The sequence below is a fragment of the Psychrobacter urativorans genome (assembly GCF_904846695.1).
Classification (GTDB): Bacteria; Pseudomonadota; Gammaproteobacteria; order Pseudomonadales; family Moraxellaceae; genus Psychrobacter; species Psychrobacter urativorans.
Map to the genome: position 1 here is coordinate 26,387 of NZ_CAJHBR010000017.1, position 25,278 is coordinate 51,664.

At 41.8% G+C, this 25,278-nt stretch carries 22 protein-coding genes and 1 other RNA gene; 12 read left to right on the top strand and 11 right to left on the bottom strand.

Annotated features, from left to right (window positions below; translation table 11 throughout):
• Nucleotides 1-134: 134 nt before the first annotated feature.
• The 4 genes from secB to rsgA form a co-directional block, all read right to left on the bottom strand.
• On the bottom strand, nucleotides 135-608 hold the full coding sequence (secB, locus tag JMY09_RS10940) for a protein-export chaperone SecB (RefSeq protein WP_201623674.1): 474 nt from the start codon (nucleotides 606-608) through the stop codon (nucleotides 135-137).
• 62 nt (nucleotides 609-670) lie between these two features.
• On the bottom strand, nucleotides 671-934 hold the full coding sequence (gene grxC / locus JMY09_RS10945) for a glutaredoxin 3 (protein ID WP_201623630.1): 264 nt from the start codon (nucleotides 932-934) through the stop codon (nucleotides 671-673).
• A gap of 276 nt (nucleotides 935-1,210) precedes the next feature.
• Nucleotides 1,211-1,666: a rhodanese-like domain-containing protein gene (locus JMY09_RS10950; RefSeq protein ID WP_201623631.1), complete on the bottom strand. Its 456-nt coding sequence runs from the start codon at nucleotides 1,664-1,666 to the stop codon at nucleotides 1,211-1,213.
• Nucleotides 1,667-1,836: 170 nt separating this feature from the next.
• Nucleotides 1,837-2,940, bottom strand: a complete 1,104-nt coding sequence (rsgA, locus tag JMY09_RS10955) for a ribosome small subunit-dependent GTPase A (protein ID WP_201623632.1) — start codon at nucleotides 2,938-2,940, stop codon at nucleotides 1,837-1,839.
• 252 nt (nucleotides 2,941-3,192) lie between these two features.
• On the opposite strand from rsgA, the gene orn reads away from it, so the two are divergent.
• Complete coding sequence (gene orn / locus JMY09_RS10960) at nucleotides 3,193-3,786, top strand: oligoribonuclease (protein ID WP_201623633.1); 594 nt, start codon at nucleotides 3,193-3,195, stop codon at nucleotides 3,784-3,786.
• Nucleotides 3,787-3,930: 144 nt separating this feature from the next.
• Here the strand turns inward: orn and cynR are convergent, their stop codons facing one another.
• A complete protein-coding gene (gene cynR / locus JMY09_RS10965; RefSeq protein ID WP_201623634.1) occupies nucleotides 3,931-4,821 on the bottom strand; it encodes a transcriptional regulator CynR in 891 nt (296 codons plus the stop codon).
• Nucleotides 4,822-4,939: 118 nt separating this feature from the next.
• Between cynR and JMY09_RS10970 the strand changes: the two genes are divergently transcribed.
• The 3 genes from JMY09_RS10970 (at nucleotide 4,940) to JMY09_RS10980 (ending at nucleotide 7,672) form a co-directional block, all read left to right on the top strand.
• The gene (locus JMY09_RS10970; protein WP_201623635.1) at nucleotides 4,940-5,602 is read left to right on the top strand and encodes a carbonic anhydrase; all 663 of its coding nucleotides are present in this window, start codon (nucleotides 4,940-4,942) and stop codon (nucleotides 5,600-5,602) included.
• Between the two features lie 211 nt (nucleotides 5,603-5,813).
• On the top strand, nucleotides 5,814-6,284 hold the full coding sequence (gene cynS, locus JMY09_RS10975) for a cyanase (protein ID WP_201623636.1): 471 nt from the start codon (nucleotides 5,814-5,816) through the stop codon (nucleotides 6,282-6,284).
• 176 nt (nucleotides 6,285-6,460) lie between these two features.
• Nucleotides 6,461-7,672 carry a CynX/NimT family MFS transporter gene (locus JMY09_RS10980; RefSeq protein WP_201623637.1) on the top strand — a complete coding sequence of 404 codons (1,212 nt, stop codon included), beginning with the start codon at nucleotides 6,461-6,463 and terminating at the stop codon, nucleotides 7,670-7,672.
• A gap of 6 nt (nucleotides 7,673-7,678) precedes the next feature.
• Here JMY09_RS10980 and JMY09_RS10985 read toward each other — a convergent pair whose 3' ends face one another.
• The gene (locus tag JMY09_RS10985; RefSeq protein WP_201623638.1) at nucleotides 7,679-8,569 is read right to left on the bottom strand and encodes a UDP-2,3-diacylglucosamine diphosphatase; all 891 of its coding nucleotides are present in this window, start codon (nucleotides 8,567-8,569) and stop codon (nucleotides 7,679-7,681) included.
• Nucleotides 8,570-8,642: 73 nt separating this feature from the next.
• Nucleotides 8,643-9,158, bottom strand: coding sequence for a peptidylprolyl isomerase (locus tag JMY09_RS10990; RefSeq protein ID WP_201623675.1), 516 nt, complete (start codon nucleotides 9,156-9,158; stop codon nucleotides 8,643-8,645).
• Nucleotides 9,159-9,407: 249 nt separating this feature from the next.
• On the opposite strand from JMY09_RS10990, the gene JMY09_RS10995 reads away from it, so the two are divergent.
• From JMY09_RS10995 to JMY09_RS11015, 5 genes are all read left to right on the top strand, one after another.
• Entirely contained in the window at nucleotides 9,408-11,150 is a 1,743-nt protein-coding gene (locus JMY09_RS10995) for a glutamine--tRNA ligase/YqeY domain fusion protein (RefSeq protein WP_201623639.1), read from the top strand.
• Nucleotides 11,151-11,325: 175 nt separating this feature from the next.
• Entirely contained in the window at nucleotides 11,326-12,597 is a 1,272-nt protein-coding gene (locus JMY09_RS11000; protein WP_201623640.1) for a TerD family protein, read from the top strand.
• Between the two features lie 366 nt (nucleotides 12,598-12,963).
• Entirely contained in the window at nucleotides 12,964-13,602 is a 639-nt protein-coding gene (locus JMY09_RS11005) for a peroxiredoxin (RefSeq protein ID WP_201623641.1), read from the top strand.
• Between the two features lie 273 nt (nucleotides 13,603-13,875).
• Entirely contained in the window at nucleotides 13,876-14,535 is a 660-nt protein-coding gene (locus JMY09_RS11010; RefSeq protein ID WP_201623642.1) for a glutathione S-transferase family protein, read from the top strand.
• Nucleotides 14,536-14,576: 41 nt separating this feature from the next.
• The gene (locus JMY09_RS11015) at nucleotides 14,577-15,473 is read left to right on the top strand and encodes an META domain-containing protein (RefSeq protein WP_201623643.1); all 897 of its coding nucleotides are present in this window, start codon (nucleotides 14,577-14,579) and stop codon (nucleotides 15,471-15,473) included.
• A 243-nt stretch (nucleotides 15,474-15,716) separates the two neighbouring features.
• Here the strand turns inward: JMY09_RS11015 and ruvC are convergent, their stop codons facing one another.
• On the bottom strand, nucleotides 15,717-16,301 hold the full coding sequence (ruvC, locus tag JMY09_RS11020) for a crossover junction endodeoxyribonuclease RuvC (protein WP_201623644.1): 585 nt from the start codon (nucleotides 16,299-16,301) through the stop codon (nucleotides 15,717-15,719).
• 219 nt (nucleotides 16,302-16,520) lie between these two features.
• On the opposite strand from ruvC, the gene JMY09_RS11025 reads away from it, so the two are divergent.
• Complete coding sequence (locus tag JMY09_RS11025; protein WP_201623645.1) at nucleotides 16,521-17,168, top strand: FxsA family protein; 648 nt, start codon at nucleotides 16,521-16,523, stop codon at nucleotides 17,166-17,168.
• 204 nt (nucleotides 17,169-17,372) lie between these two features.
• Here the strand turns inward: JMY09_RS11025 and ssrS are convergent.
• Nucleotides 17,373-17,568: non-coding RNA, 6S RNA (gene ssrS, locus JMY09_RS11030), on the bottom strand.
• A 388-nt stretch (nucleotides 17,569-17,956) separates the two neighbouring features.
• Between ssrS and gpmI the strand changes: the two genes are divergently transcribed.
• Entirely contained in the window at nucleotides 17,957-19,585 is a 1,629-nt protein-coding gene (gene gpmI / locus JMY09_RS11035; protein ID WP_201623646.1) for a 2,3-bisphosphoglycerate-independent phosphoglycerate mutase, read from the top strand.
• Between the two features lie 441 nt (nucleotides 19,586-20,026).
• Nucleotides 20,027-21,511: a S41 family peptidase gene (locus JMY09_RS11040; protein WP_227677292.1), complete on the top strand. Its 1,485-nt coding sequence runs from the start codon at nucleotides 20,027-20,029 to the stop codon at nucleotides 21,509-21,511.
• A gap of 57 nt (nucleotides 21,512-21,568) precedes the next feature.
• On the opposite strand, the gene JMY09_RS11045 is transcribed toward JMY09_RS11040, so the two are convergent.
• Both JMY09_RS11045 and JMY09_RS11050 read right to left on the bottom strand, forming a co-directional pair.
• Complete coding sequence (locus JMY09_RS11045; RefSeq protein WP_201623648.1) at nucleotides 21,569-23,287, bottom strand: sigma-54-dependent transcriptional regulator; 1,719 nt, start codon at nucleotides 23,285-23,287, stop codon at nucleotides 21,569-21,571.
• Nucleotides 23,288-23,434: 147 nt separating this feature from the next.
• Nucleotides 23,435-25,270: a sensor histidine kinase gene (locus tag JMY09_RS11050; protein WP_201623649.1), complete on the bottom strand. Its 1,836-nt coding sequence runs from the start codon at nucleotides 25,268-25,270 to the stop codon at nucleotides 23,435-23,437.
• Nucleotides 25,271-25,278: the final 8 nt, after the last annotated feature.

Here is a 25,278-nt window from a genome sequence, read left to right on the forward strand (position 1 = left end):
CACTGAACTAATAGTTAGTTAAAAAACCTCAATTATTTAAGTTGAGGTTTTTTTATGCTGGTAATCAGCAGCTAAAAAAGCCGTCACCTTAGCTAAGATGACGGCTTTTTTATAACCAACTACAGCTTAAAAGCTTAAGCTTTGCCTTCAGCGTCTATTTGAGCATTTGCTGAGTCGCCAGCTTGCTCTTGGCTTTGGGCATAAGCCTGATCAAAGTTAACAGGAGCTAGTAGTAACTGCGGGAAACTACCACGAGTAACAATGTCGCTGATCACTTCACGAGCATAAGGGAACAAAACGTTAGGGCAATAAGCACCTAAGATTTGGCCTATTTGATCTTCAGGAATATTCTTTAATAAGAAGATACCTGCTTGATGCACCTCAGCGATAAAAGCCGGTTGTTCAGCGTTCTTAGCAGTAACGCTCACAGTCAAGATAACTTGATAATGATCGTCATCAAGCTTTTCAGCATTGCTCGAAAGATTGATGTCTAGCTCAGGGTTCCACTCTTTAGTGAACACTTCTGCGCCTGGTACTTCTAATGACATATCTTTAACGTAAATGCGTTCTAGGGCTAGTTGTGGTTGTGCTTGTTCATCAGCCATGATATTTCCTCAAAAATTAAAATTTTATGGTTATCTTAGAATTAGCTCACTTGAATAGTGAATTATTAGCCTGCTAATAATTCGTCAAGCTTGCCTTGTTGATTAAGCTGATTCAGCTCATCAAAGCCACCAACAAAAGTATCGCCAATGAATATCTGAGGTACTGTGCGATAATTATTGGTTTTTTTCATCAGCTCGCGACGTTCTTCGCTGCTAATATCATGCATGCCAACTTCTTCATACTCAACCCCTTTATTTTTTAATAATTGTTTGGCGTTTGAGCAGTATGGGCAGATAGGAGTAGTATATACTTTTACAGATACAGTCATAATAAATCCTTGATAGGTTTGTTGATTATATAGGGCTAAGACAGTACCGAGGCTATAATATAATGATTACCGCTAATAATAAATTAATAGTTAGTAGGTATTTGTCTATCTTCAGTTATAAAGTGGGGTTGAGGGTTATTAATTCAAGCGCAACTAGCTATAATCGAGTAAATAGTCATAACTGAACTACAAATGAGAAATAAAAAAGACACCATAGTATTATGATGTCTTTTTTATTTCTCACTGCCATGACACGGCAACCACCATTAAGGCAAGTTATTTATGCAAGCTTGGCTTGGTTCTGCCTTTAGCCTTTGGCTGAGCGTCTTTTAAGCCCACTAGAGGCATACCAGCTGCTTGCCAGCCACCGATACCGCCATCTAAACGATAGACATTTTCTTTACCGATCATTTGTATCGCAGCGCCAGCAGTGGCCCCCATATCACAAATAATAACTATCGGGTCTTCGATAGCACGTACTTCTGCTAATCGCTCTTTTAGCTCAGTGAAGGGAATGTTACGACTGCCTTGAATGTAGCCAGTAGTGAATTTCTTATTGGCGCGAATATCAATCAATTGCGCGTTTTGAGAATTAACCATCATACCAAGCGTGTTGGGCGACACTTTTTTACCGCTGCGTTTGCTTTCAATGGCAAAAAACAATATGGCAAGTACTGCTAAAATACCAAATAAAAACGGGTGGTTACCCACAAATTCAAGCGCACGATCCAAAACATACCTCCAAAAAATAAGTGTTCTTTTAAGTTGTGGATACAACTTAACCTAGTGAACAAGGCGCTATTATACCGATTTGGTCAATCATAGTAAACGCAGGATAGCAAAGCGTTTGCTAATCTAAGGTTTGCCAACTTATAAATAGCTTATATCGACAAAGCAAAGCGCTAATAAGGCTTAGTATCTGCTTCTTCCATCAAGGTCACTAAGTTTTCGACACGGCGTTGTAGCACTTGGCCATCAGCTACTGCTTGCCATAGTGCGCAGCCTTTGCTGTTATAAGTATGACGACAGTCGCGGAACTGACAATTACCTGCTAGAGGTGCTAGCTCAACGAAGCCTGAGATAATATCATTAGGAGTCAAATGCCAAATACCATATTCGCGGATACCTGGAGTATCGACGATGCCGCCTTCAGTCAATTCATCAGGATTAAAAGGCAATAGCCGACTAGTAGTAGTAGTGTGCTGACCAAGTTTTGAGTTATCGGAGATGATATTGACGCTCTGTGCCGAATCAGGCAGCAGCGCATTGATCAAGCTACTCTTACCAACCCCTGATTGCCCAGCAAAAATCACTAGTTTGTTATTAATATAACGTTGTAACTCACTGAGTCCTTGTTGATCATTGCTAGCGGCGACATTTTCCGGACAATCCACTGAGGTTAATACACTCTCATAACCTAACGCAGCATATTGGATCAGTAACTCATTAGTATTGGCATCATCATTGTCAGCCAGTAAATCGGCTTTGTTCAGCACTAATAGAGGCTTAACACCGGCATGATGACAGACGACTAAATAACGATCTATCAAAGTCGGTGCAGCAGCAGGTAGCGGTGCAAACACGATCGCTAGAATATCGATATTAGCGGCGACTGGCTTGAGCTTATGGTAGCGATCAGGCCTTGAGACCATAGAAGTACGCGGCTTTACTGATTCGATACGGCCAAAGCCAGTATTAGAGTCTGCTCCCCAACGTACTTGATCACCAGCAGCTAACATAGGCAGGTTAGTACGGACGTGACAGCGCCAAATATCGCCTAAGGCCAATGCTTGCCAAAAAGGTTCAGGGTCGTCAGGAGCTATCTCCGGCTGTACAGGGATAACGAGGGGTAGGCTGGTCACTTGCACTTCTAATTGCTTACCGTAATGCGCCATAACTACGCCATCCATCAAGCTCTCATCAATACTGTCTTGACTCTGCAGCTGTTGCTTATCGATACGACGAATCTGCTGTTTAGTTAGTTTGCGCTGCCGGATTAATGCCATGAGTAAGACCTATTATAAAAATATTGTTAAGTGTAACGTGAAAATTTGCTAACATACAGCCTAAAGTAATCGTCATAGACAGAGGTTTTGTAATGTTATTTACAGACCTGATGATGAGTCAGCAAAAGCTCGTTTATTAAAACCCAATTTACCCAAATTTAACTCATGAATGATTATGGCTTAAATGACTGATTTTAATGAAGCATCACTTACTAAAAGTTGCTGCAGAATTTATTGAACCTAGGATAGCTTATGAGCACCACAGACCATCCCAACAAGATTAAAATTAAAAACCAAGGTAAAAAAGGGCTGGTATGGATAGATTTGGAAATGACCGGACTTGATACTTTAAACGATGAGATTATCGAAATTGCTACAGTAGTTACTGATCAAGATTTAAATGTGTTAGCTGAAGGTCCAGTATTTGCCATTAAAGTCTCTGATCAAATTCTAAACCGGATGGACGACTGGAATACTAAGCAACATGGTCAGTCAGGACTAGTTGATCGTATTCGTCGTAGCACCGTAACTTTGGCAGAAGCAGAAGCGGAAACTATTAAGTTTTTGAATAAGTGGGTCGATAGTGGCAAGTCACCAATGTGTGGCAACTCTATTTGTCAAGATCGTCGCTTTATGGCGCGCCAAATGCCAGAGCTTGAGCGGTTTTTCCACTATCGTAACTTGGATGTATCGTCAATCAAGGAGCTGTGCTTCCGCTGGCGTCCTGATATTCTCAGAAACTTTGAAAAAGGCGGTAGTCATTTAGCCTTGGACGATATTCGTGACTCTATTCGTGAACTAAAACATTACCGTCAGCATTTCTTTAACTTAATTGCTGAAGATTGAAGCATTGGCGCTTTAACTTAAGGCTGAAACAGAGCTTTGACTAGAATTGTAAGAAAAAATCTCATAAAAAGGGTCTATCGCTTATGCCATGGACCCTTTTTTATTGGCCAGTTTTTATAAACAGCTAGGCTATTAGCTTATTGATTATCCTGATTCCTCTTCCTCACAAACCTTATGCGCTAAAGCAATAAATGCCTCAGTAGCGGCACTGCGATAAGCGCCTTTGCGTTGTAGCAATACGGCAGTACGCTTTAGTAAAGTCGGCGCCAGTTCAATAGCGATCAGATCGTCACGAACATGGGCAATATTGGAGGGTAGTAAAGTACTCAATTGAGTATGACGGACTATTTCGATAACCGCACTTAAAGAGTTAGCTTCCATCATCACTTTGGGTTGAATGTCATGCTGCCGACAGTAGCGCTCAATCTGTTCACGGGTGACAAAGCTACTACTCAAAAGCACCATCGACTGTTCGTTCAAGGTTTGCAAATCAATAGTCAGATACTGGGAGAGGGGGTGGTTGTTATTGACTACTAATGCCAAGGTCTCAACAAGCAAGGTCTGCACTTCTATGTCAGCGGAGTGCACCTCTGCAAAAGCAATACCGACATCGAATTCATCATCGAGTAACTGCTTCTCCATCTGCTCTTGTGACATCTCTTGCACACTTAAGGTGATATTAGGATAGCTAGTGTGAAAGGCCTTGATCAATGGCCCTATCAAATAAGTAGTAAAGGTTGGGGTAATAGCAATTCGCAAAGCACCACGACTTAAAGTCTGTACATCGTGCAGCGCTCGGCGTCCTTCCTCCAAATCCTGCAACGCTTTACGCGCATAGCGAGCATAGACTTCACCGGCATCTGTTAGCTTGACACTGCGACCTGAACGATCGAATAAACAAGCGCCTAAGGTTTGCTCTAATTGCTTGATCTGCTGCGACAAAGCAGGCTGCGAGACATATAGAGACTCTGCGGCCCGTGTAAAACTTTGATGTTTGGCCACTGCCAAAAAATAATTAATATGTCTAAGTATCATAGTGTTTTTTTTAATCTATCTATAAGTATTGGTTATCAACATCATAACATACTAGTCTTTTACCTTATTATCGCAACAGCGTAGAATTCATTTTATCGAAACAACACCGAGCACTGAGATGAAAGATATTATTGAAGGATTTTTAAAATTCCATAGCGAGGCTTATCCTGAACGTGCTGATTTATTTAAAGGCTTGGCCACTCAGCAGAACCCACGCACCTTATTTATCTCTTGCTCAGATAGCCGTTTAGTTCCTGAATTAGTCACTCAACATGAGCCCGGTGGCCTGTTTGTCATTCGTAATGCGGGCAATATTGTACCTTCCTATGGTCCTGAGCCAGGCGGAGTATCAGCCTCAGTAGAGTATGCGGTAACTGCCCTACAAGTAACCGATGTAGTGATTTGTGGTCACTCAGACTGCGGCGCTATGACGGCTATCGCCAATTGTACTTGTATGGATCACATGCCAGCGGTTGGTAGCTGGCTAAAATATGCTGATTCTGCACGAGTAGTCAACGAATCTATCGAGCATTTAACCGATGGTGATCGTATCGAATCTATGGTACGAGAAAACGTCATCGCCCAGATTGAAAATATTAAAACCCACCCCTCAGTACGTCTGGCTATAAGAGAAGGCCGCTTGTCATTACATGGCTGGGTATACGATATCGAAACCGGCAGCATTGATGCCTTAGATGGTGCTACTAACAACTTTGTTTCGCTAGCAGAGCATACCGAGGTTCGCGCTTATCCTATACAGCAGCTCCCTATCGCCGTTTAAGCTTACTGTCTTTTAAAACACTATTGATTTTTTGCAACAATACTCATTTTTATAACTAGTTCTTCATAACTGATTTTATAGCTGATGATTATCAAGTTAACTATTACTACCCAAATATTATTAACCAAATATTACTAACCAAATATTACTAACCAAATATTACTAACAAAATATTACTAACCAAATATTACTAACCATAAAAGGTATTACCATGATTCAGTCTCAAGTTAGCAACAGCGCTCGTCAAGCTTTAACCGATACTATTATTGCCGCCAAAGCTGCAAAAAACTTATCATTCGAGCAAATAGCCGCCAATACAGGTTTAAGCGATGTCTATGTGACAGCAGCTCTACTAGGTCAGCATCCATTACCAAGCGCAGTAGCACAACAAGTTGGTGAGACTTTAGGTCTGGATGATGACGCTATCGCCTTATTGCAAGCTATTCCACTACGTGGCAGTGTTGGCAGCGAAATGCCTACTGATCCAACTATCTACAGATTCTACGAGATGATGCAAGTCTATGGTACAACCCTTAAAGCTCTAGTTCATGAGCAGTTTGGCGACGGTATCATCAGCGCTATCAACTTTAAAATGGATATCAAAAAAGTTGCAGATCCAGAAGGCGGCGATCGCGCTGTTATTACTCTAGATGGTAAATTCCTACCTTTTAAACCTTTTTAAGCCTTAGTAAAAACTTCTAAGCTTATTAAAAAGGCTATCACGTCATAATTATTATTAAAGTTATTACTGAAATTACTACTAAAATAGTTACCTAAAAATATAACCTACTAAAAGTCGGCGTTCAGCGTCGGCTTTTTATGGCTAAGCTTTTGGTGACAAGGGGCATCGGTTTGCTGATGAACACTAAACGCATTTCTATCAATACTAAGCAGTCAGTACTCAGCTCACTTTGGCCTATGGTGGTCATTGCTGGATTTGCACTGACTCTACGACCAACGATAACCTCTACGGGACCCTTGTTAGCCGAGATTCGCTTAAGCACAGGCATGGGCCTGCAAGCGGCTTCATTACTAGTAGTATTACCAATGCTATGTATGGGTGTCTTTCCTTTATTGCTGCCTTGGATCGGTCGCCGACTGAGCGAGAGTGCTTGGATAACTGGCGGCTTATTGGCTATTGCTTTAGCAGGATTATGGCGTTTTTCATTGCAATCAGGTTGGGCGTTAATAGCCAGCGCTTTAATAGGCGGTACGGGTATCGCTATTGTGCAGGCAATGGCACCTGGGGTGGTCAAACGCTGGTATCCCAAACGTGTACCGTTAGCGATGGGGTTTTATTCCGGCGCATTGATGGCTGGCGGTGGTATCGCCGCTATGCTAAGTCCGCTGGTAGCTCAGCATTATGGCCGTTGGCAATCGGGGCTTGGGATTTGGCTAGTCATGCCAGTAATCGCTCTGCTGCTTTGGTGGCTAAGGCCTACGCAAGGCATGGCAACCATCACAAAAAGTGTGCCTATTAACTTCTTCAACAATCGCCGTGCTTGGTTGTTGGCCAGCTATTTTGGCTTAGCTAATGCCGGTTACGCTTGTATGATTGCTTGGCTACCTAGTTATGCACGCAGCTTAGGCGGGAGCGCGCAAAGTAGTGGCGAGTTGATCGGCATCATGACTATTTTTCAGGTACTAGGGGCTATAGCTATTCCTGCACTAGCTTCTAATCGTTTAGATCGCCGCCCTTGGTTATTCTTTGCCGTCAGCATTCAGATTATTGGCTTTGCCGGCTTGATGCTAATGCCAGCTCCGATGTTGATCGTTTGGGTATCGATGATAGGGTGTGGTCTTGGTGCTTGCTTTGCTTTGACGCTAACCGTGGCGCTAGATCATTTATCTAATCATAGTATGGCTGGAGCCTTGACTGCCTTTGTACAAGGCATTGGCTTTGTCATTACGGCAATTATGCCTTATATAGCAGGGGTAGTACGCGAGTGGTCAGGTGGTTTTCAGATCGTTTGGCTGATGCTTATCTTCACCCTTGTGGGTATGCTGTTAGTCACTATAAGGTTTGCTCCTAGACAGTATGCTCAGGCTATAAATCTGGCTACTAGCTGATAATTATTACCGAAGCAAAAATTCAAACTCTACCAAATCGAATTCGGCACTAGCGTTATTGAAGTTTGAGGCTATAGCACTATCGACATCAGCACTATCAGTACTATCGGCAATATCAGCAGTGATAACACCGATCACCGCACTAACTTTAGGCTGGCGTGTGTCCACATCGAGTAGTCGCCAATCGCCGAGCACATAGCGGCTACGGCCTTCATTACTATGATAAGTCTCTGGACGATGAGTATGTCCATGTAATAGGGCGTCAAATTTAAAGAGCGCTTTGTCCACTGATGCTTGGTTAACATCCATAATATAAGCCGCTTTCTTAGTATTATTGTGCTTACTTTTTTGCCGGATATTAGCGGCGATAGCTAGTCTTTTTTCTAGTGACTTATTAAGTAAATACCATTTAGTAAATCTATGACGCATCACTTTACGAAACAACTGATATTTCATATCATCGGTGCATAACGCATCACCATGCTCTAAGCGAAATTTTTGCTCACCAACTTTTATCGCATAAGGCTCATAAATCAGCTGACCGTCGAATAGGTCGCAGAATGTTTGAGCTAATAAAAAGTCGCGATTACCATGCATCACCAAAATATCACAGCCATTTAATCGCAACTGTTTAAGCTTGGTGATCATAGGCGTTAGCCAGTGGGTTTGCTGCTGCGATGGCGATAAGCTTAGATAAGCATCATCGCCAAGCCAGACCTCGAACCAATCCCCTAAAATAAACAGACGCTTGAGGGCTGGCAGCACTAAGCAATCATCAAGCAAAGCCAAAAAAGCCTGCACTAAGGCAGGCTCTTCAGGTGATAAATGCAAATCGCTAATCAATACTTGCCGTAGCTGATGCGGGCGGGTCGTTATTAGATGATTAAATGTCTGCATTTATCTTAACCTTTATGGCTCATTAAGTTTTTGCACAGCTGCAAAGGCCTATGTATAAGCCTTGATTGACAAATTATTCAGAAATAATTTTTGCAGAGGTGATAGTAACTGGTGTTTTTGGCACATCAGCATGCATACCGAAACGACCTGTAGGTACGCCGCGCATTTTTTCGATAACGTCCATACCGCTAGTGACTTTACCAAAGACGGTATAACCCCAGCCTTGAGCGTTCTTGCCAGTATGATTCAAAAAATCGTTGTCTTTTACGTTAATGAAGAATTGGCTAGTCGCTGAATGTGGATCTTGCGTACGAGCCATAGCAATCGTGCCAGCGTTGTTTTTTAGGCCATTATCGGCTTCATTTTCAACAGGCTTGTTAGTTGGCTTTTCATTCATTTCAGCGTCCATACCGCCGCCTTGAATCATAAAACCATCGATAATGCGATGAAAGATAGTACCTTCATACTGACCTGATTTTACATAGTTCAGAAAGTTGGCAACCGTTTTTGGTGCTTTTTCTTCGTTAAGTTCGATAACGATGGCACCCATACTAGTGTCGAGTTGTACTACTGGTGGCATATCTACCATGTGATAATCCTTTTTATTAGCAGCACCTAAAGTGGCGCTGTGTTGAGTTGATAATAAATTCATGGTTAGTCTAACGGCTTTTTTGTCGTCTGTCATGTATCTGGCTGTTAATGAGTTTGTAAAAGCTGATAGAATAACGCAACTTTATATCTTTGTTATAATTTTTCTAAAACCTTTTTTATTTGCAAATTTTTATGAGGCGTGATGATGCGTCGCATAAATTGATAAATTGCCTAGGAGCAATGATTGATGAGTAAGCCATCCAACAACACTGAGCTAAAAAAAGAACCAAAAAACGATTTTATCCGTAATATCATTCGTGATGATATTAAAGCGCAAAAGTATGCGCAGATTGTCACTCGTTTTCCACCAGAGCCAAACGGTTACTTACATCTGGGTCATGTAAAGTCTATTTGCTTAAACTTCGGTATCGCCGAAGAGTTCGGTGGTATCTGTCATTTGCGTTATGACGATACTAACCCGACCGCTGAAAAACAAGATTATATCGATAATATCAAGACTGATGTGCAGTGGCTAGGTTTTGAGTGGGCAGGTGAAGCGTTACATGCTTCTAGCTACTTTGACCAGCTCTATAGTTGGGCGGTAAAACTGATCGAGCAAGGCGATGCTTATGTTGATCTACAGACACTCGAGCAAATCAGAGATAATCGCGGCTCGTTTAAAGAAGCTGGCACAGACTCACCGCAACGTGATGCTAGCGTAGCAGACAACTTGCAGTTATTTGCAGATATGAAAGAGGGCAAATATGCTGATGGCAAAGCGGTATTGCGTGCCAAAATTGATATGGCTGATGCCAATATGAACATGCGTGACCCTATTATCTATCGCGTGATGCATCAACAGCATCATCAGACTGGTGATAAATGGTGTATCTATCCGATGTATGACTTTGCTCATCCATTATCAGATGCTCATGAAGGTATTACTCATTCTATATGTACTTTAGAGTTTGAAGATCATCGTCCGTTTTATGATTGGGTAGTTGAGAAAGTAGGTTTTGAGCAACCGCCGCATCAGTATGAGTTTTCGCGTTTGAATGTCGATCATACTTTGACTAGTAAGCGTAAGCTCAAGCAATTGGTCGATGAAGGTATTGTTGATGGATGGGATGACCCCCGGATGCCAACGATTGCCGGTATGCGTCGCCGTGGTTACACTCCTGAAGGCCTACGTGATTTCTGTGATCGTGTTGGGGTTGCCAAAGCTGATGGCGTAGTTGATATGCGTCTACTAGAGTTCAGCATTCGTCAATCGTTAGACGATACTACCGCTCGTGGTATGGCGGTGCTAAACCCTCTAAAAGTGACTATTACCAACTTTGATGAAGCGCTCAGAGAATGGCAATCGTTAAAGGCAGAAAGCGTTACTGCGCGCTTTGATGATAACACGCAAACCCTTTGGTTAACTCAGCCTAAGCATCCTAACGTTGAAGATATGGGTGAGCGTGAGATTCCATTTACTAAAGATTTATACATAGATGCAGGTGACTATGAGATTGAGCCACCAGCAGGTTATAAGCGTCTGTCGCCTGAAAAGCCTGAAATTCGTCTGCGTAATACGTACGTACTAGCGGTGAGTGAGCATGTGCTCGATGAGAATGGCAAAGTTATTGAACTAAAAGCCACGATTGATCCGACAACTTTGGGCCAAAATCCTGAAGGTCGCAAAGTCAAAGGCGTTATCCATTGGGTATCGGCCAGCCAAGGTATTCCAGCCACGGTACGTCTGTACGAGCCGTTGTTTAGCGTTGCAGATCCAAGTAGTGTTAGTGACGTGCATGCAGCGTTGAACCCTAACTCTTTAACTCAGCTTAATGCGGTAGTCGAGCCATCATTAGTGAGTGCTGACGCTGGCACACGTTTCCAGTTTGAACGAGAAGGTTACTTTATATCTGATGCTATCGAGCATAGCCATGAGCATCCAGTATTTAACCAAATCGTAAGCTTACGTGACAGTTATAAGCCTGCTTAGACGGTTAACGAGCAGTTTAGTTTTAGCTGGTTTTTGTGAGCTAAATTAAACAATAGTAGTTTGCAACATCGCCTATTTCTAGTACGCTAGAGATAGGCTTTTTTGTGGGCAATGATAATGATGTTTATCGCTAGTTAGGATTATAAATAGTTAACACTTAACGGGAATTACTCTGATGCTCAATTTAATAACGGGTCAAAAAGCGAAATTTACTGACGCTGCCATTGCCCAGCAGTTCACCTTGGTAGTAGAGCTGACCACTAGCATGGCTACTGATGTGGCTTGCTTTGGCCTAAATGCTGAGCAGCAGCTAGCAAATGATGATTATATGACCTTTTATAACCAGCCCAAAACCCCTTGTGGTGCTGTGAGCTGGCAAGCAGATAATCAGCAGCAGCGCTTCAATATCGACCTGACTAAACTGCCTAGCTCGATAGATTATTTAGTGCTGACAGCGACTATTGACGGTCAGGCCACTATGCGTGAACTTGGGGTAAGCACAGTCAAACTTGAGCAAGCAGGGCAAGTATTAGCCAGTTATACATTCGATGGTAGCGGCTTTGATAATCAGCGTGCTGTTATGCTATTACAAGTTTATCGCAAGAGTGGCATTTGGCGTATTAACGCTATTGGTCAAGGATTCAACGGTGGTTTGAGTGCGTTAGTGACGCATTTCGGTGGTGAGGTAGCTGAGCAAGCTAACACTGTTATTGACAGCCATATCAATGCCGGTAATAACTCTCTAAGCCCTACAAGCCCTACTAGTTCAACGAGCAAGGTTATCAGTAACTCGCCAGCGCTTAATCTAAAAAAAGTAACCCTCGACAAACCCGGTAGCGAGCACCGAATTACTCTTACTAAAGGGGATAATGAGCATTTAGTGGTAGAAGCGATCTGGATGGATAATGGTGATGCTAGTGCAGATAATGATGACTTAGATTTACGCGTTGGGATATTGGCTCACCACAGCAAAGACATGAGTTATATCCATGCTCCTGCGCAAATTGGTAGCTTAACGACTATGCCTTTTATCCAGCATCAAGGCGATATAAAAGTTGCTAGCATTAATGAGCCTGGTAAGGAGATAGTGTTAGTCAATCCAGCTATCGCTAAATATTATGGCGGCAAAGTAGCCTTAGTATTCTCAGTCTACTCAGCGGTGTCAAATGGCATGGTCTCTATCGCCTCATTACAGCCAAAAATGCGCATGCAATATAAAGATCAAGTTGTCGAATGTGTATTTAATATAAAAGCTTCCGCTAAAGCCAAAAGTAATTTGGTTTATACTTATGTCATTGGTATAGCGATCATTGATGAGCAAGGCATTACTTTGCAGCACTCAGGTGAGGTTAGTAAGCGTATGAGTGAGGCGACGCCAAGATTGATGTGGAAAAAAGATAAGGTTGAGTTAAAAATTGACGGTGCACCGATGTTTAAGGCCAACTAGTATTCAACGGTTAATCAACAGTTATTTTGTAATCGCTGGTTTTATGATGCTTTTTTAACACAACCTGCCTTATGATAGCTGACTAGTGAATGCATTAGTCATCGCTAAGCGGCAAAAGCGGGTAGATGAGTTGCTTATCCATAACTGGAATAAGCGCATTACAATCGGTCACAAGACATTCATAACCAATTTGTTAAGCTAGAGGAGGTTTTTGACTGAGGTGTGGCTAATAATGATTAGCCAGCTGCATGTCATTCTTCCTAATACAGTATCCCTATAAGTTTGAATATTAACGCTCATCCTTTAATAAACCAAATTTAATAAATCAATTTTAATAAATGAATCTCAATAAATAAGGAACTAGCAATGGCACATTTACGATTGGGTGATAGCGCTCCAAATTTTGATGCAAGCACTACTGATGGCGATATTAACTTTTATGATTGGGCCGGTGATAAATGGGTGGTGTTTTTCTCACATCCAGCCGATTTTACCCCAGTATGTACTACTGAGCTTGGCCGAGCTGCTGCCTTGAATGGCGAGTTTCAAAAGCGTAACGTTAAGCCAATTTGTATCTCAGTGGATGGTTTAGACGATCATCATGAGTGGGCAAAAGACATCGGTGAGACTCAAGGTACGGCATTGAACTTTCCAATTATCGCTGATCCTAATAAGGATGTGGCGAACCTATATGACATGTTGCACCCTAACGCTAGTACTACTGCTACTGTCAGAAGTGTGTTTATTATCGATCCAAATAAAAAGATTCGTCTAATTTTGACTTACCCTGCTAGCTGTGGCCGTAACTTTGATGAGATTATCCGAGTTATTGATGCCCTGCAATTATCTGATAAATATAATATCGCTACCCCAGTAGACTGGAAAGATGGCGATGACGTTATTATTCCGCCAAGCGTTAAAAACGAAGATATCGCTGCTAACTATCCTAAAGGTCATACTGAAATCAAACCGTATTTACGTACTACCCCTGCGCCTAACAAATAAGCCATTCATTAGTCTTAATAGTTAAATGCAAAGTACAATTAATCGTATTTTATCTATATTAATCAATATGATAAATACTATACAAAAGCCCCATAGCCTCAGGTTGTGGGGCTTTTGTGATTTTTCCACAAGTGTCAGTAGGGTTTTGCTATGATAAGAGCAGTAGGGTTACTATTAATTTAATTTAATTTTAAAAACTACTACTTAATGTTTATCAGCAAAAACTATAAGCACAGGCTGTCGCTCTCTGACATTACTTACTAGGAATATATCATGAAAAAATTATACGTTTCTCGCACCGCACCTAATCCACGTAAAGCGCTAATTTTATTAGCTTCCAAAGGTATCGATGTCGATGACATGGACGACTTAGATGTGGTAGATATTGATATTACTGCTAATGAGCATATGACTGAGGCTTTTACGGCCATGAATCCTATGCAGACTGTACCAGTGATGACTTTGGATGATGGTACAGTGCTTAATGATTCACAGGCTATTTGTGAGTATTTAGATCGGGTCTATGGTGAACGTTCAGTGATGGGTAATGATGTAGTACAGCGTGCCCAAGTCTGTGCTATGCGCCGTATTGCCGAATTTGAAGTGTTATATAATTTTATGCTAGCTTTTCAGCATAGTCATCCATCCAAAGCAGCACGTGTTGATCAAGTGCCTGAGTTTGCGCAGAAGTCTACTGCTCGAGCAGTTGCTGCCCTACCTTACTTTGACAATGTGCTCGAAGGGCGTGATTACCTTGTTACTGATCACCTAACTTTTGCTGATATTGTCTTATATATAGGTCTTGATTTCGGTAAAGCGCTCAAAGTAAACCCAACCAAACAAGGCGATAACTTGGCGCGTTTTTATCAGATGTTGCATGAGCGTTTTAGTATTCAAAACATGGCAAAAGCCAAAGATAGCGCTGACGACTAATAAATAAGCAATACAAAATAAGCAATACAATAGGTACCATTATGAAGCCAATAACCAAATCAGCCAAACTAGTCTGGTTGCCAAGTTTACTAGCCGCAAGCTTAGTATTAAGCGCCTGTAACAATACCTCTCAAAACAATGATCCTAAGGTTACAGCTAATACTACTAGTGATGTTGTGGCTGATCCTACTGTGACTGCCACTGATACTACCAACGCTGTTCCTGCAACTGCTGAGCAAACCATGATTGATAATCTTCCTCGCTACCGTTGGATTTTAGCTACGGCTATGGATAATAATAACCAGCCTTTGAGAGCCCTTATGGCGATCAAAGATCAAGTAACTTTAAATTTTAATCAGTATCAAGGCCAGAACAGTGTTAGCTATAGCGTTGGCTGTAATACTATGGGCGCCGCTTATCAGCTAGAAGATCAGAAGCTTAGCATCGAGGATAGCATGAGCACCAAAATGTCCTGTGGCGACTTAGACATAGTTGAAAACCGTTTAAATGAGTTGATGCAAGGCGACAGTGAACTAAGCTTAGTGGTAGGAGAGGTTACTGAATTAACTCAAGTGACTAGCGATGGCGTTACTTTAGTATGGACTGGGAAAATGACCCCACAAGCTAAATATAAAGGTAAAGCGGAGACTGTGTTTTGGGCAGTAAGTGCCAATACTAAGCCTTGTGTAAATAATAACGGGCAGATGTGTTTGCAAGTAAAACCGGTTACTTATGATGAACAAGGAAGGAAAATCAACGAGGGAGCAGTAGTAGAGTTTGCGGGCACTATCGATGGTTATGAGCACGATAATACTCAGGATCAAGTATTACGTTTACAGCGTTTCAAAACTGAAGCTGATACAGTGCTGGTAGACAATATAGATTCAGAATATGCGTATGTTCTAGATACCGTCATAGAAACAAGCGCTATCAGATAGCTTGTTATTATTTATTAGAATAGCTAATAGCTAATAGCTAATAGTTAATAGATAAGTAGCTATTTAAGTTACAAGCTTTACGCTAAAAGCTTGAGCTAAAAAACGCGTTATGATCAACAGTAACGCGTTTTTTTTCCGTTAACAGCCTTATTACTGAACTTCTACTTATTCCTGATCTTCTGTGAGTATTTAAGTGATAGAACTTGCTGTCATAGGATAGTAGTTATCTAAGGCTATTGAGGATTATCTAAGATTGTTTAAATCCTCTTCGGTAAGGCGCCAACGACCCTTCTTTTTAGAAGCACCACGTCCGCTTAGGCCGCTATTTAGTAATAGCTTATTCATAGAGTGACTTGAATGAGCATGGCAGATAGCACAAGCTAAACCGTCTGCTGCATCCTGTTGTGGCACCACATCTAACAATAAGATACGACAAACCATCTCTTGAACTTGCTCTTTAGCGGCAGCACCATAGCCACAGACGGCTTGTTTTATTTGACGAGCAGTATATTCTGATACTTCTAAGTCCAAAGCCACCATAGCCGCAATAGCCGCGCCACGTGCTTGTCCCAGCTTAAGGGCTGAGTCTGGATTCTCTGCCATAAACACTTGTTCAATAGCAGTATGAATAGGCTCGTTGGCATACTTGATATGATGTTGTGTGATGCGTGTTAGACCGTTAAAGATACGTTTGAGACGTTCGGGCATCTCTTTAGTGTCAGTGCGTATAGTCCCTGCATCGATATAAGTTAGTTTGTCGCCCGTTTGTTGGATGATACCGTAACCGGTCATACGTGAGCCGGGATCAATCCCAATTATAATTGCCATAGTTTTCCAGTTCAGGATTGTAATTAAGTAGTCTATACTGCTTAGCTTTTATTGTATGGCTTATTATTTATTCACTTAAAAATAGGCCATAAGTTTGATAGTATAACAAGCCATCCCCATATACATCATAAGTTAGGCCATTTAATTTGCTTATTAGTTGATGTATGTGATGGTTAATATAGTTATTTATGCATTTTTAATTTTATAGGACGGTAGTTTATGGGTCAGATAGTGGGTATTGCCATCGTTTGGTTTATTATTGAGATGTTGATCTGGTATTTACTGGCTCAATTCATTAGTGGCTGGCTAGTATTTGGTTGGTTTATTATTGCCGCTGTTATTGGTATCTCTTTTATTCGTAAAGGTATGGCTTCCCTCAATCCTATGGCGCAGCAAATGAAAGCTGGTGGTATGATGAATGCTTCAATGCGCCCTGAAGAGTCGACTATGCTTAAGAGTGTAGCAATGGCGGTTGCTGGTATTTTGTTATTGATACCGGGTGTCATTAGTGATCTGTTGGCTCTGTTGGTAGTCCTACCACCCGTACAAAAGCGCCTTAAAGATATGGCTAATAAGTACGTAATGAACAATCAGCAAAAAATGATGGCCATGATGGCTAAGCAAATGGGCGGCGCTGGTGGTATGGGCGGTCAAAACCCGTTTGGTGGTATGGGCGGTGGCCCAAATCCTTTCGGTGGCATGGGTGGTCAAAACCCATTTGGTGATGCTGGTGGCCAAAATCCGTTTGATAAGCAACAGCAAAATCCATTTGGTAATGTGTTTAAGCAGCATACTACTATTGATGGTACTGCCAAAAATATCCCTAAAGATGTCAAAAAGATCACTCAGTCTGCTAATGACGAGTAGAAGTATCTTTGATAAATATGCAGCTAACAGTGATGCTTATGATGAGTGAGAGCGCTTTTTATAAGCACACTGTATGATAGGGATGCTAGTCTAAAACAGCAGTCGCTGGTAGATTAGGCAAGAAAAAGCCCCTAACGCTAATAACGTTAGGGGCTTTTTAGTGAGTCTCAATATTAGCTATTTAAGCAATAATAATCCTCGAATTAAACAACCGAAATGCCGCTGTGGGATGGTGACCCATGAACCGTGAAGTTCAGGGCGGATGCGTCATTGCCTCGGCAGGTTTCCTGATACACTGCAAGCAGTGCAGGCATACACAATGAAGCAATAGGTAGCGCATCCAGGTAAAGCATTATCGGCTCAGGGAAATAGCATCCACTCGCCAACACTTCAGAATAACCTAATACTACCCAATGAGATAAGCAATTGCAAGTTTGTTTTATAGTTATCGGTACAACCAGTAGCAGGTATATAAGCGCTTATTTAATAATATAATGGCAACAATAGCGGTGTTAGCCCTTATTAGCTAAGGTCTACAGTTGAGTAGCTGTTATTAAGCTATCATTAGCACTCATAACCATAAGTCATGGCTTTTAGGACTATGCCTATTTTTATTTATACCGTTTAACAGTATCTCTCATAGGCTAAGTTATAATATATTTTTTCAATTTTGAGTTAAAAAAGGTTGAATTTTCGGCTATTTTAAGATTTGTGTTAAGATAGACAGCTTTATATCTTGATCCTATTAATTTATGACCGACGTTCATCCACTTGAGGAGCGGTAATCTATGACTAATAAGCAACAATCAGAGTCTAATGACCAGAGTAGCGACCAACAACATAAAAAAGTACCTCGTGTATTAATGATATTAGATGGTTTTGGCCATCGTGAGGACGAGAATGACAACGCTATTGCTGCTGCTCATACTCCTAATCTTGATAGAATCTATCAGCAGTATCCCCATGGCCTCATATCAGGCTCAGGTGAGGATGTAGGATTACCAGATGGACAGTTTGGTAATTCAGAAGTTGGTCATATGAATCTGGGTGCGGGCCGAGTTCTTTATCAGGATTCAACCCGTATTTCAAGCGAGCTTGCTAACCGCGAATTCTATAAAAATGAAGCGCTAGTTGGCGCGGTAAATGCTGCCAATGAATTAGGGGGTAATGTCCATATTATGGGCTTACTCTCTGATGGGGGCGTGCATGCTCATCAAGACCATATTGAAGGCATGTGCCATTCAGCTTTAGTTCATGGTGCCAAAAACGTATTTATACATTGTTTTTTAGATGGTCGAGATACGCCGCCTAAATCAGCTGATAAGTATATCAATCGCCTACGTGAATATATCAATAAGCTCAATGCGCATTATGAAGGCCGAGTACAGATTGCCAGTATTATTGGTCGCTACTATGCGATGGATCGAGACAATCGCTGGGATCGAGTCCAAAAAGCTTATGAGCTGTTGACAGAAGGCAAGGCAGATCGCCTGTCAACTCGTGCTGATGGTGCTGTACAAGCTGCTTATAAAGCTCGTGAAACTGATGAGTTTGTTAGTCCGACTACGGTTATTGAACATGGCGAGACTCCTTTCACTGTTGAAGATAACGATGCGCTGATATTTATGAATTTCCGTGCAGACCGAGCGCGTGAATTGGCTCAAGCTTTTGTATTGCCGGATCATGAGTTTTCGGGGTTTGCGCGTCATAAGCGTCCTAAACTTGCCGCTTTTGTAATGCTGACTAAGTACTCAGATATTCTAGCGGATAACAGTAAGACTAGTATCGCTTATTATCCGACTTCATTAAGTAATACGCTAGGTGAATACTTACAAGATCAAGGCAAGACGCAGTTGCGTATCGCTGAGACCGAAAAGTATGCGCATGTGACTTTCTTCTTCAGTGGTGGTCAAGAGGCGGAGTTTATCGGTGAAGATCGCATATTGATACCATCCCCTGATGTGGCGACCTATGACTTACAACCGCAGATGAATGCCCCAGAAGTCACCGATAAGCTGATAGCGGCCATCGACTCTGGTAAGTACGATGTGTTGATTGTGAATTATGCTAATGGTGATATGGTCGGACATACTGGTAACTTTGCTGCGACAGTACAAGCAGTAGAAGCGCTAGATGTCTGCGTAGGACGAGTTGAAAAAGCCATTCGTGCTGCCAATGGGGAGATGCTGATCACAGCCGATCATGGCAATTGTGAGCAGATGCAGGACTACGATAGTGGTCAAGTGCATACTCAGCACACTACTGAACATGTGCCGCTTATCTATATTGGTGCACAAAAATTGCAGGTGCGTAACGGCGGTAGATTGAGTGATGTAGCTCCTACTATCCTAGGCCTAATGGATTTAGTCCAACCTGCTGAGATGACTGGTGAGAACCTATTAATTCCAGCAGTTTAATATTGATTAACGGTTACTAGATTTTAGGGCTTTGTGAACTCTGCTAGCCCTTTTAACTTTGATTGCTATAACCTCTTTAATTGCTGTAACAGCTACTAGATTTTATCTAGTGCTAATAGACAATAGCCATTAGGGTGTAGCAATGCGTCATGTATAGAAAAAAAGCGAGGATAAGCATTATCTTCGCTTTTTGCTTTGCGCTTTTCAATCTTTGCTAATGATACTCATTGTGCTTGCAATAATGATATAGAGTGAGGGTTAAGGTTAATGCTATCTTATCTTTGTTTGACTAGTATTTGTTCTGCAGTATTCAGTATTCAGTATTCAGTATTCAGTATTCAGTATTCAGTATTCAGTATTCAGTATTCAGTATTCAGTAGTTATCGATTATTGCGCTAGTAATTATTTTATGGGTTTTTATTATTTTAGATGAGTCAATTTATGGGTTTATATGCTTGTGAACAGTCAAAAATAGCTACTGGCTCTAGGACGGTACTACTAAGCTACTTATTTAGTGCCTGTTGCGCCTTCAGTGTAGTACAAACTGCAACAGCTGCACCATTAACTACTGTTAAGACTACTAATCCTACTGCCAGCTTGCAGCTTATAGACTTGCAAGGGGATGAAAACGAGGTGTCAGCAGATAATGGAATGGATACTCTAGAAGATGATGACAGTGGCATAAATACTAGCGATAAAACTGGGGGTTGGCTAGAAGGCGAACGCGCAGACAGTAACCCTCTAGTGGACAGTACTGACTACACTGAATCGATAAATACGGATATCCCAGTTGAAGTCGATCAGGTCTCTTTGAATGCAATCTCCCCTCAAACGCTGAAGACTTTTGTAGCTTTAGTGGATTTAGTACGCCGTGACTATGTGGATCCGGTGAACGATGAAGAGCTATTTGAGAACGCAATGAGCGGTATGTTGACTAAACTTGATAGTCATGCTGAGTTTTTGGATGCTGAAGCTTATGAGAATCTGCGGGCTTTTACCGAAGGTGATGTCGGTGATATCGGGGTAAAGGTTAGTTATAAAGCGGAAGAAGGATATTGGGTAGTCGTTGAAGTAGCGGATGATTCACCAGCGGATAAAAAAGGTATTACAGTAGGTGATTACATTCATCAGATCGATGAATTTAAGTTGGATGAAGACAAGCAAACTAACGATATCGTGCAGCTACTATCAGGTGTTGCTGGGACTCAAGTTGACATAGTAATATCGAAAGCAGGTCGTCGCAAACGCACTATCACCCTACAGCGTAATAACAATCATCCACAAGCTATAGAGACGCGCTTAGTCGATGGCATAGCTATTATAAAGCTACCTACTTTCCAAAATAACAGTCGTGAAAAAGTCTTACAAAGCTTGACCAGTTTGGATGCACCCGTATCAGGTATTCTATTAGATCTACGCGACAATCCGGGTGGGGTTCTGACTTCAGCGGTGCAGATTGCCAGCCTGTTTATGGATAACAGCGATATCGTGCAAATAAAAAGCCGTGAAAGCGCATTACGTACTTTATCTACTCGCGGTAGTGCTTTATTTAAGCCTTTACCGGTCGTAGTGCTACAGAATCGTTATTCAGCTTCAGCAGCTGAAGTATTGGCCAGTAGTCTGCAAAGCCAAAGGCGCGCTATGATTGTCGGCGAAGTCAGCTACGGTAAGGGTTCAGTACAGTCCGTTATACCGCTTAACAATGAACAAGCAGTAAAATTAACCGTTGCTCATTATCTGACTGCGACTGGTGAAAAAATAGATGGTATCGGTGTACAGCCTGACGTTACTTTATCGGGTAGTGAGAGCAGCTGGGAGCAACAAGCGCTGGATTTATTACGTCAACAAGTGAAGACATCAGGTATTCGCTTTGTGCAGCAAAGCCCAATCGTTGATAGTGAGATTAAGCCAAAGGTTGCAGAGTAAATTATTCTAACAGTAACGGTTTAATATCCTCTAAGGTTAATAATCAACAACGCTCTACTATTCATCATCAATCTCTAGCTTTTTCATCCGGTAACGCAAGGAGCGAAAGCTAGTACCTAATAATTCAGCAGCTTGGGTTTTATTACCCTCGGTTTGTTTGAGGGCGGCGATGATTAGACGCTTTTCCTGCTCCTGCAGATAGGTTTCTAAGCCGCTTGCAGGCAACTGTACAGTATCACCAGCACTGGGGGTGGAAGGCGTTGATTGCGGGCTAGTTGCTGCACTGGCCGACTCTCCAGAGCTGGCAAGCGTTTGAGCATTATTAATAGCCTTATTATGTTGCATAGGGGCGGGGTTGCTGACAAGGGTAGTGTTATTTGACGAGCTAATAGCAGTAGGATAAGTTTGGCTACTAACCCGATAAGGATGTAGATTGGTAGTAGTAGACTGAGCACTGTTATTTTTTATTGTATTTGCATTATTTTCTGAACCGTAGCTATCGTCAGCAACTTGAGCAACTTGAGCAACTTGAGCAACTTGAGCAACTTGAGCAACTTGAGCAACTTGAGCAACTTGAGCAACTTGAGCAACTGGCATTGGTTCAGTAGCGTCTACTAGTCCTAAGTGGGTAACATCGATAACATCAGTCTCTGATAAAGTAATCGCTCTTTCGAGGACATTGCGCAGCTCACGTACGTTACCAGCAAACGCATGCTGTTGTAGACGTTGATAAGCACTAGCACTCAATTGTGGTGTAGACGACAATTGCCATTCTTTAGCAATCAAAGCCAAAAAATACTGAGCTAAAGCTGGAATGTCATCACGACGCTCATTGAGTGCTGGTAGCGTTAATTCAATCACATTAATACGATAGTATAAATCTTGACGAAAATCGCTGTCCTGTACTAATTGGCTCAAATCTTTATGAGTGGCTGAGAGAATGCGGATATCTACTGGCACCTCCTTAGTATCACCAATAGCTCGTACAGTCTTTTCTTGAATAGCCCGTAATAGCTTGACTTGCATAGGTAAGGGTAAGTCTGCGACTTCATCTAAAAATAAAGTCCCACCATTGGCTTGTTGAAACAGACCTAACTTATCGGCTACCGCCCCAGTAAAGCTGCCTTTTTTGTGACCAAAAAACTCTGATTCCATTAGCTCTGAGGGTATTGCGCCACAATTCACTGGCACAAAACTGCCATCACGGCGTGGGCTCAAGTCATGGATTAGCCTAGCTACTACTTCTTTTCCTGTGCCTGAGGCACCTGATAAGAACACTGGAGCTTGTGAACGCGCTAGCTTTAGGATAGTTTTTTTGAGGCTTTGCATCACGGCTGCATTACCAATCAATCGGCTATCTAATAGCTGCTGTTCAGGACTTTGAGTGCTGGATGTTTGATCATCAGTGTCTTGACGTACTACTTTTAGAGCATTTTCGACTAATTGACGCAGACGAGGCAGCTCAAGCGGCTTATTAACGAAATCAAAAGCGCCGAGCTTGAGTGCTTCGATGGCTAAATCCATACTACCAAAGGCAGTGATCACCGCTACTGGTGTAGGGGAGCTATTACTGATTTGTCTGACTAACTCTAGTCCTGAGCCATCGGGAAGTTTAAGATCAGTCAAGCAAAAGTCGTATTGGTTTTTTTCCCAAAAGAGCTGAGCCTGCGCTAAAGTATAAGCAACATCGCACTTGATACCCATTTTAGTCAAAGTGATCTGCATCAATCGGCATAGGTCCATTTCATCATCAACGACTAACGCAGTTGCTGTCATATATAACCTCGTTTATTCAAAAGTACTAAAGATTGTCAATTTTTTAATAATTATGCTCGCCAGTAGTAAGCAGTTTTTATTTAGCATTTGCCACCTATATAGTTATGTTTTAGGGGGTGACGATGCCGATCAATAGCGCTTAGATGTTTATGCTTTAAAGTTTTTAATAGGCTCGATAGAGGAAGCCACAGCTGGGATTACTAAGCGAAAGCAAGTTTTTGCGTGTTCTGGCACGTAGGAGAGCTGAGCATGATTGGCCTCACTAAACGCTTGTGATAAATATAGCCCTAAACCCGTACCTATTCTATCAGTAGTAAAAAAGGGTTCGAATAAGTGCTCGAAATTCTCACTAGCCACCCCATCACCAGCATCTAAAATGTCAATTATAACATCGTTCTGTAGGCCGTAAATTTCCACTTCTACATAAGCGTGAGAATGAGCGTAGCTGCTGTAACGCAAACCATTGTTAATCAAGTTAATCAATACTTGCTCCAACTGATGAGTATCAAACTGGATAATAAGCTGGGTGTGGATACGCAAAAATACATCGTGACTATAAAAATGGTTATTTACAAATAGGGGCATCCAACTAGCAATTTCTATCAGTTGCTGATGAGGTTGTTGCTGTCGTGACAGCTTTAACACATCTTCAATAATACGGTTAACCCTTTTAGTCTGCGCAAATATTATCTTATATAATTCATGATTGGCTTCTAGGTCGACAGCTGAGGGCGATGCTAACCGCTGGTTATTACTGTTGCTATAAATGTCGTTATTATCGTTAGTAATAGCCTGCGCATTAATGTCTTCCATTAGTAGCTGGCTGGCTTGGGAAATAGCTGCTAAAGGATTACGTATCTCGTGAGCGATACTGGCGGTCAATTGACCTAATGAGGCCAGCTTTAACTGTTGAGCACTAGTCTGTTCACGGCGTAAATCTTCGAGCAGTACCAGCTGACTGGCATCTTTTAGAGGAATAATTTGGATACGTAATTTTTTGATAGTCGAACTTCCCACTATCTTAGGCAGCTCGTATATAAAAGTACGTGATTGATTAGTAGCCAAAGTCAGATAGCTCTCAATCAAAGAGTTATGCTGCTTAACTAGCTTTTTTTGAAAGGTAATCAACGGGTTAGGATTATTTTTACCATCACCTTTACTGAGGATATCACTATTCTTGGCAGTTTCTTGGCTGCGCGTAGCTTTGTTAGTAGGGCCAGAATCACTAGCCGCTACTACTTCAGGTTCTATACCTAATAGTTGATAAGCGGCGCAATTGGCCAAAACCACGTAGCGCTTATCGACTACTATCATACCGTTTATCATTTGACTGATAACTTCTTGGTTAATAGTGTTAAGTCGCGCCACTTCGTGTGTTTGCCGTAATGCCATCCCTTCGGCATTTACCAAGCGCTGAGACACTGACCAACTCAAGAATCCTACGGCTAAAAAGCTGGCAGATATCAGTAAGGCATCGCCTAGATTGACTAAGCTCATACTGTTAGCTATGGCATAAAAGAACTGCTGATAGATAACAAAAATAACAGCCAACAAGGTGACAATCAAGGCTTGGGTACTATTAAGTAGCAAAAAGCTAGCAGCTACCACCACCATATATAGCATAGTTAATTGCAGATCTGCTGCGCCATTGGCATACAATAATAAGCTTAAAATGATGATATCTAATACTAAGCCGAATAAAAGCTGTTGACGTGGCTTATGAGTCACGACTAAAAATAGCCCAAATAAAATAAGGCTGAGCAGCACATAAAAGCTGAGGGCAGTCTGCTGTAGTAGGCTAGGAAGCACTAAGCCATTATTTACTTTACTAGTGATATAGACCATCAGCATCAAAAACACACTGACAGCAAGTCGATAGCTATTGTAGATAATACCTAAGCGTCGCAACGGTGCCGATGGTAGCGTCTCGGCTTGTTGAAAATAAGCATTAATGGCAGTCATGACGCTAGAGGAAAGTTTCATAAGAGTGC

Coding starts and splice junctions, on each gene's coding strand:
- ruvC (WP_201623644.1), bottom strand. CDS start 16,301: ATGGCAATTATAATTGGGATTGATCCCGGCTCACGTATGACCGGTTAC.
- JMY09_RS11040 (WP_227677292.1), top strand. CDS start 20,027: ATGGGTTTATATGCTTGTGAACAGTCAAAAATAGCTACTGGCTCTAGG.
- JMY09_RS10970 (WP_201623635.1), top strand. CDS start 4,940: ATGAAAGATATTATTGAAGGATTTTTAAAATTCCATAGCGAGGCTTAT.
- cynR (WP_201623634.1), bottom strand. CDS start 4,821: ATGATACTTAGACATATTAATTATTTTTTGGCAGTGGCCAAACATCAA.
- orn (WP_201623633.1), top strand. CDS start 3,193: ATGAGCACCACAGACCATCCCAACAAGATTAAAATTAAAAACCAAGGT.
- JMY09_RS10995 (WP_201623639.1), top strand. CDS start 9,408: ATGAGTAAGCCATCCAACAACACTGAGCTAAAAAAAGAACCAAAAAAC.
- JMY09_RS11015 (WP_201623643.1), top strand. CDS start 14,577: ATGAAGCCAATAACCAAATCAGCCAAACTAGTCTGGTTGCCAAGTTTA.
- JMY09_RS10985 (WP_201623638.1), bottom strand. CDS start 8,569: ATGCAGACATTTAATCATCTAATAACGACCCGCCCGCATCAGCTACGG.
- JMY09_RS11005 (WP_201623641.1), top strand. CDS start 12,964: ATGGCACATTTACGATTGGGTGATAGCGCTCCAAATTTTGATGCAAGC.
- JMY09_RS11050 (WP_201623649.1), bottom strand. CDS start 25,270: ATGAAACTTTCCTCTAGCGTCATGACTGCCATTAATGCTTATTTTCAA.
- JMY09_RS11010 (WP_201623642.1), top strand. CDS start 13,876: ATGAAAAAATTATACGTTTCTCGCACCGCACCTAATCCACGTAAAGCG.
- cynS (WP_201623636.1), top strand. CDS start 5,814: ATGATTCAGTCTCAAGTTAGCAACAGCGCTCGTCAAGCTTTAACCGAT.
- JMY09_RS10990 (WP_201623675.1), bottom strand. CDS start 9,158: ATGGTAGATATGCCACCAGTAGTACAACTCGACACTAGTATGGGTGCC.
- grxC (WP_201623630.1), bottom strand. CDS start 934: ATGACTGTATCTGTAAAAGTATATACTACTCCTATCTGCCCATACTGC.
- gpmI (WP_201623646.1), top strand. CDS start 17,957: ATGACTAATAAGCAACAATCAGAGTCTAATGACCAGAGTAGCGACCAA.
- JMY09_RS11045 (WP_201623648.1), bottom strand. CDS start 23,287: ATGACAGCAACTGCGTTAGTCGTTGATGATGAAATGGACCTATGCCGA.
- JMY09_RS11025 (WP_201623645.1), top strand. CDS start 16,521: ATGGGTCAGATAGTGGGTATTGCCATCGTTTGGTTTATTATTGAGATG.
- JMY09_RS10980 (WP_201623637.1), top strand. CDS start 6,461: ATGAACACTAAACGCATTTCTATCAATACTAAGCAGTCAGTACTCAGC.
- JMY09_RS11000 (WP_201623640.1), top strand. CDS start 11,326: ATGCTCAATTTAATAACGGGTCAAAAAGCGAAATTTACTGACGCTGCC.
- rsgA (WP_201623632.1), bottom strand. CDS start 2,940: ATGGCATTAATCCGGCAGCGCAAACTAACTAAACAGCAGATTCGTCGT.